The sequence below is a fragment of the Thauera aminoaromatica S2 genome (genome assembly GCF_000310185.1).
Classification (GTDB): domain Bacteria; phylum Pseudomonadota; class Gammaproteobacteria; order Burkholderiales; family Rhodocyclaceae; genus Thauera; species Thauera aminoaromatica.
Genome location: NZ_AMXD01000032.1, coordinates 21782 through 32191 on the forward strand (window position 1 = coordinate 21782; position 10410 = coordinate 32191).

The 10410-nt window shown below is 68.6% G+C and carries 11 protein-coding genes and 1 pseudogene; 11 read left to right on the plus strand and 1 reads right to left on the minus strand.

Features of this window, described 5'->3' with window-relative positions; all coding sequences use genetic code 11:
• Positions 1 to 41 precede the first annotated feature (41 nt).
• Positions 42 to 1049, plus strand: coding sequence for a quinone-dependent dihydroorotate dehydrogenase (locus C665_RS07240; RefSeq protein ID WP_004304102.1), 1008 nt, complete (start codon positions 42 to 44; stop codon positions 1047 to 1049).
• Between the two features lie 97 nt (positions 1050 to 1146).
• On the plus strand, positions 1147 to 2235 hold the full coding sequence (locus C665_RS07245) for a BMP family ABC transporter substrate-binding protein (RefSeq protein ID WP_004304105.1): 1089 nt from the start codon (positions 1147 to 1149) through the stop codon (positions 2233 to 2235).
• A 76-nt stretch (positions 2236 to 2311) separates the two neighbouring features.
• Here C665_RS07245 and C665_RS07250 read toward each other — a convergent pair whose 3' ends face one another.
• Positions 2312 to 3055, minus strand: coding sequence for an N-acetylmuramoyl-L-alanine amidase family protein (locus C665_RS07250; protein WP_012585567.1), 744 nt, complete (start codon positions 3053 to 3055; stop codon positions 2312 to 2314).
• 268 nt (positions 3056 to 3323) lie between these two features.
• On the opposite strand from C665_RS07250, the gene C665_RS07255 reads away from it, so the two are divergent.
• The 9 genes and pseudogenes from C665_RS07255 to C665_RS07295 all read left to right on the plus strand — a co-directional run.
• Positions 3324 to 3749 carry a c-type cytochrome gene (locus tag C665_RS07255; RefSeq protein WP_012585569.1) on the plus strand — a complete coding sequence of 142 codons (426 nt, stop codon included), beginning with the start codon at positions 3324 to 3326 and terminating at the stop codon, positions 3747 to 3749.
• A gap of 31 nt (positions 3750 to 3780) precedes the next feature.
• Complete coding sequence (locus C665_RS07260; protein WP_012585570.1) at positions 3781 to 5163, plus strand: cbb3-type cytochrome c oxidase subunit I; 1383 nt, start codon at positions 3781 to 3783, stop codon at positions 5161 to 5163.
• Positions 5164 to 5428: 265 nt separating this feature from the next.
• Complete coding sequence (locus C665_RS07265) at positions 5429 to 6475, plus strand: type I glyceraldehyde-3-phosphate dehydrogenase (protein WP_083854692.1); 1047 nt, start codon at positions 5429 to 5431, stop codon at positions 6473 to 6475.
• 66 nt (positions 6476 to 6541) lie between these two features.
• Positions 6542 to 7156 (plus strand): cytochrome c oxidase subunit 3, encoded by a 615-nt coding sequence (locus C665_RS07270; RefSeq protein WP_004304115.1) that lies wholly within the window; start codon positions 6542 to 6544, stop codon positions 7154 to 7156.
• A gap of 10 nt (positions 7157 to 7166) precedes the next feature.
• The gene (locus C665_RS07275; RefSeq protein ID WP_004304117.1) at positions 7167 to 7448 is read left to right on the plus strand and encodes a cytochrome C oxidase subunit IV family protein; all 282 of its coding nucleotides are present in this window, start codon (positions 7167 to 7169) and stop codon (positions 7446 to 7448) included.
• The gene (locus C665_RS07280) at positions 7445 to 8245 is read left to right on the plus strand and encodes a CbbQ/NirQ/NorQ/GpvN family protein (protein WP_004304119.1); all 801 of its coding nucleotides are present in this window, start codon (positions 7445 to 7447) and stop codon (positions 8243 to 8245) included. Before C665_RS07275 ends, C665_RS07280 begins: the two co-directional genes overlap by 4 nt.
• Positions 8246 to 8261: 16 nt before the next feature.
• A complete protein-coding gene (locus C665_RS07285) occupies positions 8262 to 8669 on the plus strand; it encodes a magnetosome magnetite crystal formation protein family (RefSeq protein ID WP_004304121.1) in 408 nt (135 codons plus the stop codon).
• A 17-nt stretch (positions 8670 to 8686) separates the two neighbouring features.
• On the plus strand, positions 8687 to 9706 hold the full coding sequence (locus C665_RS07290; RefSeq protein ID WP_012585572.1) for a 4Fe-4S binding protein: 1020 nt from the start codon (positions 8687 to 8689) through the stop codon (positions 9704 to 9706).
• A 4-nt stretch (positions 9707 to 9710) separates the two neighbouring features.
• Positions 9711 to 10410, plus strand: a pseudogene (locus C665_RS07295) (nitric oxide reductase); the annotation flags it as partial.

Below are 10410 nucleotides of genomic sequence, written 5' to 3' on the forward strand. Positions count from 1 at the left end.
CACGGCGCCCGGCGGTCGGGTCGACTCGCTACAATCTCGCGATGCTCTACGAACTCGCCCGCCCCCTCCTGTTCGCGCTCGACCCCGAGACCGCCCACAACCTCACCCTGCATGGCCTGCACTATGCCGGCAAGCTGCTGCCCGCCGCCGAGCCGGAGCCGGCGAGCGCGGTCGAGGTCATGGGCCTGCGCTTTCCCAACCGCGTCGGCCTCGCCGCCGGGCTCGACAAGAACGGCGAGGCGATCGACGGCCTCGCCCGCCTCGGTTTCGGCTTCCTCGAGATCGGCACGATCACGCCGCGCCCGCAGCCGGGCAACCCCCGCCCGCGCATGTTCCGCCTGCCCGAGGTGCGGGGCATCATCAATCGCATGGGCTTCAACAACCACGGCGTCGACGTCCTGCTCGCGCACGTGCGTGCGGCGAAGTACCGCGGCATCCTCGGCATAAACATCGGCAAGAACTTCGACACCCCGATCGAGCGTGCCGCCGACGACTACCTCGCCTGCCTGGAAAAAGTGTACGCCCTGGCGAGCTACGTCACGGTGAACATCTCCTCGCCCAACACCAAGAACCTGCGCCAGCTGCAGGGCGAATCCGAACTCGACGACCTCCTCGGCCGCCTCAAGGCGGCGCAGACCCGCCTCACCGAGCAACATGGGCGCTACGTCCCGCTCACCCTCAAGATCGCCCCCGACCTCGACGACGCGCAGGTGAGCAACATCGCCGACGCGCTGCGCCGCCACCGCATCGACGGCGTGATCGCCACCAATACCACGATCGCGCGCGACAAGGTGCAGGGCATCGCCCACGGCAACGAACAGGGCGGCCTGTCGGGCGCGCCGGTGTTCGAGGCTTCCACCGCCGTGGTGCGCAAGCTCGCGCACGCGCTCGCCGGCGAGTTGCCGATCATCGCCGCCGGAGGCGTGCTCGAGGGCGCACAGGCGCGCGCCAAGCTCGAGGCCGGCGCCGCTTTGGTTCAGCTCTACAGCGGACTCATCTACCGCGGCCCGGCACTGGTGCGCGAATGCGTGCGCGCCACCGCGGGGTGAGTCCTTCCCCGACCTCTTCCTTCACCCGGCGAGCAGCACGCCGCGCTCGTCCGCAGCGGCGCCCGTGCCGACCTTCCGACCCTCCGAGGAGCCCAAGATGACTCATCGCCGCCAGTTCGTCCTCTCCGCCGCCGCGCTTGCGGTCGCAGCCACCCTGCCCTTCGCCGCCCACGCCGCGGACGCCGCGAAGGTCGGCTTCGTCTATGTGAGCCCGATCGGCGATGCCGGCTGGACCTACCAGCACGACCTCGGTCGCAAGGAGCTCGAGAAGACGCTCGGCGGCAGGATCGAGACGCGCTACGTCGAGAACGTCGCGGAAGGTGCCGATGCCGAGCGCGTGATCCGCGAGTTCGCCGCCAGCGGCAGCAAGATCGTGTTCGCCACCAGCTTCGGCTACATGAACTACGTCGAGCGCGTCGCCCGCCAGTTCCCCAACGTCACCTTCCTGCACGCCACCGGCTACAAGTCGGCGAAGAACTTCGCGCCCTACAACGCGCGCTTCTACGAGGGCCGCTACCTCAACGGCGTGATCGCCGGCAAGATGACCAAGTCCAACGTCCTCGGCTACGTCGGCGCCTTCCCGATCCCCGAGGTGCTGCAGGGCATCAACGCGTTCACCCTGGGCGCGCGCAGCGTGAACCCGAACGTCGAGGTGCGGGTGATCTGGGCCAACAGCTGGTACGACCCGGGCAAGGAGCGCGAGGCGGCGATGACCCTGATCTCGCAGGGCGCCGACATGCTCACCCACCACACCGACTCCACCGCCACCGTCCAGGCCGCGGAAGAAAAGGGCGTGTACGCCTTCGGCTACCACTCCGACATGTCGAAGTACGCGCCCAAGTCCCAGCTCACCGCCACCACCCACCACTGGGGCGAGTTCTACGCCCGCACCGTCGACGCGGTGCTCGGGGGCACGTGGAAGCCGGAGGGCGTGTGGGGTGGCATGAAGGACGGCATGATCCGCCTCGCCCCGCTCAACCCGGCGATTCCGGCCGACGTGCAGGCCATGGTCAAGGAACTCCAGGGCCGCATCACCGCCGGCAGCCTGCATCCCTTCACCGGCCCGGTGCTCGACCAGGCCGGGAAGGAACGCCTCGCCGCCGGTGCGGTGATGGACGATGCCACCCTGGGCAGGATGGACTACTTCGTCCAGGGCGTCGGTTCGCGCCTGCCCACCGCCAAGTAAGCCTGCTTCCCCACCACGTCGGTTCCACCCGGCGACGAGACCGCCCCCGTGCGGAGCGGGCAGCCCCCCGCTCGCTTCACGGTGTGGGCGGGTCGGCGCGATCCGGGCGGTCCGCCCACGCCTCGTCGTCGGCCGGAAGGCCGTTGCGCAGGCAGGCCGAGATCCCGGTGGCGATCGCGTCGGCCATGCGCGCCTGGCGTTCGGGGTCGCGCAGCAACAGTTCCTCGTCGCGGTTTTTCAGGATGCCGGCTTCGAACAGCACTGCCGGCATGCGCGCGTGGCGCAGCACCGCCAGCCCGTCGTAGTGGTGCACCGCGTGCTCGCGGTCGGCGTAGCTGCGCCGGCGGCCGTTCTTGTGCGTGGGCTCGAAACCCATGCGCTGCAGGCGGGCGCCGATCGCACGCGCACACAGGATGCTCATGGCCGTATCGGGGTTGTCGCGCGAGACGAAGAGCGAATGCCCGGCGAACTCGTCGTTGTAGTCGAGCGCACGCCCCTCCCAGGTCCACGGGCGCAACTCGACGGCATTGACCGAGTCGTGATGCAGCGAGAGCAGGAAGGCCGCTCCGGCCTCGCCGGCGGCCTGCGGCCGCGCGCGCAGGCTCGCGATGCGGCCGTCGGCGTTGATGGTGCTCACCGCCCAGCCGCGCGCGTGCAGTGCATCGACCACATGCACGGAAAGATCGCGGTTGAACTCGAACTCGCTGCGGCCGCGCGCGCTCGTCGCCCCGGGCGCGTCCAGGGTGTGGCCGACGTCGACAGCCACCGGCCCTGGCCCCTCCCCGCCAGCCAGCGCCCCCCCCGCGATCGCCGCCAGCACGAGCGCAAGCAGCCCGTGGCGCGGCGCGCGCCGCCACGCATCCCCGGTCCGTGCGTGCCCCGAGGCCTGCAAAGACCCGCAAAGCGAGCGCCCATGCGGATGGAAAAGTTCCACTCGGGCTACATCTTGATTCAAATCATGGAGAGCGCGGGTGCCCGCCGTGACAATCCGCCCACCATCGGCATTGCCGTGGACAGTTGTACCCCTGACCCACGCGGGCGAACCGAGACCTTCCTGACAAAACGAGACAAGCGATGAGGAGTACTCCATGAGCGGTATTTTCACAAAATCGATGGCGCGGAACATCTTCTACGGGGGGACGACGTTCTTCTTCCTGTTGTTCCTGGCGCTCACCTTCGACACCGAGCGCGAGCTGCCCAACCGGGACAACCGCGCCGCCATCACCCCCGAGGTTGCCGCCGGCAAGCACATCTGGGAAACCCGCAACTGTCTGGGCTGCCACACGCTGCTCGGCGAGGGCGCCTACTTCGCTCCCGAACTCGGCAACGTCTACAAGCGCCGCGGCGGCGACTTCATCAAGGGCTGGATGCAGGCCATGCCCACCGGAGCCCCCGGCCGTCGCCAGATGCCGCAGTTCAACCTCACCGATGAAGAGCTCGACCAGCTGGTGGCCTTCCTGAAGTACACCTCGGAAATCAACACCGCCAACTGGCCGCCCAACATCGAGGGCTGATCGGAACTCTGGAGACCACAAGGGGATATCCATGCAATACAAATCACAAGCGGTCGCCATGCCCTACTTCATCGCGGCGATCGGTCTGTTCGTGGGGCAAATCATCTTCGGCCTGATTCTGGGCCTGCAGTACGTCGTCGGGGACTTCCTGTTCCCGGAGATTCCGTTCAACGTCGCGCGGATGGTTCACACCAACCTGCTGATCGTGTGGCTGCTGTTCGGCTTCATGGGTGCGGCCTACTACCTGATCCCGGAAGAGACCGAGACCGAACTCTTCAGCCCGAAGCTGGCGCTGGCGATGTTCTGGATCTTCCTGGTGGCCGGTGCGCTGACCATCGTGGGCTACCTGCTCGTGCCTTACAGCACGCTGGCGTCCATGACGGGCAACGACATCCTCGCCACCATGGGCCGGGAGTTCCTCGAGCAGCCGCTGTTGACCAAGATCGGCATCGTGATCGTCGCGCTCGCCTTCCTGTTCAACATCACGATGACCGTGCTCAAGGGCCGCAAGACCGTCATCAGCATCGTGCTGCTGCTCGGCTTGTGGGGTCTGGCGATCTTCTTCCTGTTCTCCTTCTACAACCCGGTCAACCTCGTCCGCGACAAGTTCTACTGGTGGTGGGTGGTTCACCTCTGGGTGGAAGGCGTGTGGGAACTGATCATGGCCGCGATGCTCGCCTTCGTGCTCATCAAGGTCACCGGTGTAGACCGTGAAGTGATCGAGAAGTGGCTGTACGTCATCATCACCCTGGCGCTCGTGACCGGCATCATCGGTACCGGCCACCACTACTTCTGGATCGGCACGCCGGAATACTGGCAGTGGTGGGGTTCGATCTTCTCCGCGCTGGAGCCGATCCCCTTCTTCGCCATGACCGTCTTCGCGTTCAACATGGTCAACCGTCGTCGTCGCGAGCACCCGAACAAGGCTGCCGTGCTGTGGGCGCTCGGTACCGGCGTGATGGCCTTCCTCGGCGCTGGCGTGTGGGGCTTCCTGCACACCCTGGCTCCGGTGAACTACTTCACCCACGGCTCGCAGATCACCGCCGCGCACGGTCACATGGCGTTCTACGGCGCCTACGTGATGGTCGTGATCACCATGATCAGCTATGCCATGCCGATCCTGCGCGGCCGCGCCGCCAACTCGACCAAGGCGCAAGTGCTGGAGATGTGGGCGTTCTGGCTGATGACCATCGCGATGGTCTTCATCACCCTGTTCCTGACCGCCGCCGGCATCCTGCAGGTCTGGCTGCAGCGCGTGTCCGACACCCCGATGTCCTTCATGGCCACCCAGGATCAGCTGATGCTGTTCTACTGGATGCGCGAATGGGCGGGCGTGATGTTCTTCATCGGCCTGCTGGCCTATCTCGCCAGCTTCTTCGTGAAGGGCGATGCCAAGGGGGTCGTGCACGGCTGAGCCCTGCCGACCGAAATGCGGTAACAAGCCTGGATCATCCAGGGTAAGGGGTTGGGGCGGCGCGAGCCGCCCCTCTTTTTTTGCGTGCCACGCTCGCAGCATGGAGCGGCCGCTAGAATGTCGGGCTTCGTCCGCGCCCGAACGGCACTCCGCTGCCACCGGATCCCCCCGGCGCGCGCGTCCCATCGCCTCCGCTCGCTCCCCTCCGCCCGTGCCCAACGCCTCCCTTCCGCCCTCCCCGCCGTCCCACGACGCACCTCCCGTCCTGCACCCGAGCGGCGTCGAGCGCCCCTTCCGCATCGCGATCAACGGCTACGGCCGCATCGGTCGTTGCTACCTGCGTGCCCTGCACGAAGCCGGCCTCGCCGAGCGCTACCGCATCGTCGCGATCAACGAGCCTGCGGACCTCGCCAGCATCGCCTACCTCACCCGCTTCGACTCGACCCATGGCAGGTTTCCGGGGGTGGTGGACCGCAGCGAGCGCGAGCTGATCGTGGACGGTCATGCGATCCACGTGAGCCACGCGAGCACCCCGGAAGAGGTCGACTGGACCGTGCTGGGGCTCGATCTCGTCGTCGAGTGCTCCGGACAGTACGGCGGACGCCGCGACTTGCAGCGCTTCATCGCTGCCGGCTGCCCGCGACTCCTGCTGTCGCACCCCGGCAACGGCGCCGAGGATGTGGATGTCACAGTGGTGTTCGGCATCAACGAGGACGAGCTGCGCGGCCCCGGGCGCCTGGTGTCTAACGCGTCGTGCACCACCAACGCCGTGGTCCCGGTGCTCGACTGCCTGCACCGCGAGATCGGCATCGAGCAGGCCCTGCTCACCACACTGCATTCGGCGATGAACGACCAGCCGCTGATCGACGGCTACCACCACGCCGACCTGCGCCGCACGCGCTCGGCGATGCAGTCGATCATCCCGGTGTCGACCGGTCTGGCGCGCGGCGTCGAACGCCTGCTGCCGGCGCTCGCCGGACGCGTCCAGGCGAAGGCGATCCGCGTGCCCACCCACAACGTCTCGGCGATCGACATGGTGCTGAGCTTCGGCCGCGAGGTCTCGGCCGAGGCCGTCAACCGCCTGCTGCGCGAGACCGCCGCCGGGCCGCAGCGTGGCCTGCTCGCGTGCTCCGACGAGGCGCACGCCTCGATCGACTTCAACCACGACCCGCACTCGGCGATCATCGACTGCAGCCAGACGCGCGCAGTCGGAGCGAAGATGCTCAACCTGGTGGTGTGGTTCGACAACGAATGGGGCTTCGCCAGCCGCATGGTCGACGTCACCCGGCGCTGGCTGGCGGCGGCGGGCTGAACACGAACGAATCCCAATTAACCACGATCAAGTTAAACCCGCGCCCTTCTGCCTAGACTGCGCCGCATGAATACCGTCACCACTCCGCCGAGTTCCCTGCCGGCCGGCGGACCGGCACAGGCGCACGGCCCCCGCCTTGCGGGCGACCTCGCGATCTGGTTCTTCATCCTCGCCGAGCTGCTCGCCTTCGGGGTCTTCTTCGCCGCCTACGCCTTCGCGCGCGCCAAAAACATCGAACTCTTCGCCGCCGAGCAGGCCGCACTCAACCGCAACGCGGGCGCGCTCAACACCGTGCTGCTGCTCACTGCGAGCTACTTCGTGGTGCGCGCCGTGCAGGCCGCCGAGGCCCAGGCCTCGCGACAGTGCGCCAACTGGCTGGGCGGCGCGATCCTCACCGGCCTCGGCTTCATCGTCGTCAAGCTGAGCGAGTACGCCGCAGCGTTCGAGCACAACATCAGCCTCTCGAGCAGCACCTTCCACATGTTCTACCTGTCGCTGACCTTCTTCCACTTCATGCATGTGATCCTGGGTCTGGTAATCCTGATCGCGATGTGGAACGGCGCGCGCCAGGGCCGCTACCGCCCGGGCGAGATGAACGGACTGGAGACCGGCGCCGCCTACTGGCACATGGTCGACCTGGTCTGGCTGATCCTCTTCCCGCTCGTCTACGTCATCCACTGAGGAGCCCGCCATGAGCGCACGCATGCACGGAACGCCCCGCGGCTCCACGATCCTGTTCGCCACCCTGATCCTCGCCACCGTCGCCACCTGGGGCATGGGCTCGCTCGGCGTGACCGGCACCTGGGGCGTCGCCATCCTCGCCGCGATCTCGTTCTGGAAGGGCGCGGTGGTCATCCTCGATTTCATGGCGCTGCGCCATGCACCGCTGCTCTGGCGCGCGATCACGATGGGCTGGATCATCGTCGTCTGGGCGCTGATCGCCATCGCCTACATCAAGGGACTCGCCCAATGAAGCCCGATACGCCCAACCTCGACATTCCCTTCTACCAACCCGCCGGCGACGAGGTGGACATCTTCCAGCACGCCTGGAAGAACCGCCTGCCCCTGCTGATCAAGGGCCCCACCGGCTGCGGCAAGACGCGCTTCGTCTCGCACATGGCCGCCCGCCTCGGCCTGCCCCTGTACACCGTGGCCTGCCACGACGACCTCACCGCCTCCGACCTGGTCGGCCGCCACCTGATCGGCGACGGCAAGACGATGTGGTGCGACGGCCCGCTCACCCGCGCGGTACGCGAAGGCGGCATCTGCTACCTCGACGAGGTGGTCGAGGCACGCAAGGACACCACCGTGGTGCTGCACCCGCTCGCCGACGACCGTCGCGTGCTGCCGATCGACCGCACCGGCGAGCTCCTCGAGGCGCCACCCTCCTTCATGCTGGTGGTGTCCTACAACCCCGGCTACCAGAACCTGCTCAAGGGCATGAAGCCTTCGACCCGCCAGCGCTTCGTCAGCCTGCGCTTCGACTTCCCGCGCCCCGAGCAGGAAGAGGCGGTGCTGATCGGCGAGACCGCCTGCGCACCGGACCTGGCCAAGCGCCTGGTTGCCATCGCCAACGCGCTGCGCGCGCTCAAGGACCGCGACCTGGAAGAGGCCGCGAGCACCCGCCTGCTCGTGTATACCGCCCTGCTCGTCAAGGACGGCATGGACCCGGTCGCCGCCAGCCGGGTCGGCATCGTCGAGAGCCTGACCGACGACGCCGACGTCGCCGAGGGACTGATGGAGGTGGTCGCCGCCACCTTCGGCCGCTGAAGGCCGGGACATCGAGATGGAAATCAAGCGCGCCGATCCGCTCCGCCACGTCATGCCCGGCCCGCGCCTGGCGGTCGTCGCCGAGGCGCTGTTCCTGATCAACCTGATGCTCCTGCCCGGGCTGGCATTCCTCGCGCTGATGGTGCTGTGGTACCTGCATCGCGGGCACCCCGATCCGCTGGTGCGCAATCACCTGCGCCAGACCGGGTGGACCTGCATCTGGGGCGGGCTGCTGCTGGTCGTGATCAGCGTCGCGATCTTCCTGCTCGGCGGCTTCGACAATCCGTGGACCTGGGTGATCGGGGTGCTCTATTTCACCTTCGTCCACTCGAGCCTGATCCTGCTCGGCGTGATGGGCCTGTCGCGCGCGATCAACGGCCGCAGCTGGCGCTTCCCGGTGTTCGGACCGCGCGAGCCCTCCTGAGCCGGCCGGTGACCACGATGAACACCGGAGCCCCTGCGCGCAAACCGCAGCGCGTCATCCCGATCGCGACCGCCCCTGCGGGCGATGCGGCCGCCGCCGCGGCGATGCAGCGCCGCCGGCGTGCGTTCCAGGCCGGCTTCTTCGCGCTCTTCGTGCTCGCGCCGGTATTCGATCTCTTCCGCTACGACCTCGACGCCGACCACGCCTGGCTGCTCGGCATGGAATGGCGGCTCGGCCTCGACCCCTTCCTCGCCGGCCAGGCGAGCGCACTCGAGGCGGCCGGGAGCATCATCCTGAATCTCTTCGTGCCCCTGCTCGCGCTCGCCGCGCTGGTCATCGGCGCGGCGTGGAAGTGGGGACGGCTGTACTGCGGCTGGCTGTGCCCGCACTTCTCGGTGGTGGAGTCGATCAACCGGCTGATGGCGCGCGCTTCGGGCAAGGCCTCGGTATGGGACCGCCACCTGCTGCCGGCGTGGAAGCCCGACGGCCGCCCCGCGCGGGTGGACGCGCGCTGGTGGGGCGTCGTCGTGCCGGCGGCGGTGGGCTTCGCCTTCCTGTGGGCGGTGGTGCTGCTCACCTACCTGCTGCCGCCCGCGCAGGTGTACGGCAACCTCTTCGCCGGCGAGCTCACGCGCAACCAGGCGATCTTCCTCACCGCGGCCACGGTGGTGCTGAGCCTCGAGTTCCTCTTCGCACGTCACCTGTTCTGCCGCTTCGTGTGCGCCGTCGGGCTGTTCCAGAGCCTGGCCTGGATGGGCAACCGCGACGCGCTGGTGGTCGGCTTCGAGCGCGAGCGCGCGAGCGATTGCTCGAACTGCCTGCCCGACCGCCAGTCCGCCTGCGACGCCGCCTGCCCGATGCGGCTGCGCCCGCGCAACATCAAGCGCCACATGTTCACCTGCACCCAGTGCCGCCAATGCGTCGACGCCTGCGCGACCACCCAGCACGCCAACCCGCAGGGGCCGCTGCTGTCCTGGGTGGCCGGCGAGGCGGCGCGCCAGAACGAGGCCGGGTTCCGCGCACTCAAGGATCGCTGACGCCATGGAAGAAACCGTAGGCCTGCTCTGGCACCGCCTCATCACCCGCGCCGCCGGCGGACACTTCCCCAAGGCGGCGGTCCGCCTGCGCGACATCGAGAAGACCGCGGGCGTGTTCTTCCGCGCCCTCGGCGGCGACCCCGGCCTGCGCCTGGCGGCCGCCACCACCGACGAGCATGGCGCGCGGCGCAGCCTGCTGCAGCGCATCGCCGGCGCCGACGAACGCGTCGCGCGCGCGCGCATGGACGTGTCCACGCTGCGCCTGCCGCCCGAGCTCGACGTGCTGCCCGAGCGCGGCCTCAACCGCGACCTCTACCTCTGGCTCGCCGCCGTGGCCGCCGCGCCCCCCGCGGAGGATGGCGACGGCCACCCCGCGCTCGGCCCCGTGCCCGACGAGCCGATCGACGAGGCCGCCACCCGCGAGCTGCGCGAGAACCAGGCCGCCACCCTGCGCGCCCTGGCGCGCTGGCCGGGCATCCAGGCACGCTACCGCCGCCTGGTCGACGCGATGATCGCCCAGCGCCCCAGGCTCGACAAGCTGCCGCCCGCCGAGGCCGAACGCGAGAAGCTGATCCGCCTCGCCCTGCACGCCCCCGGCAGCGTCGCCGCCCTGCCCCGCCTGCCCGCCAAGGCGCGCGCCACCCAGCCCGTGCTGCTGTGGCTGAGCGAGTTCCACGCCAGCGCCGCGGGCGGCAGCGGCGGCG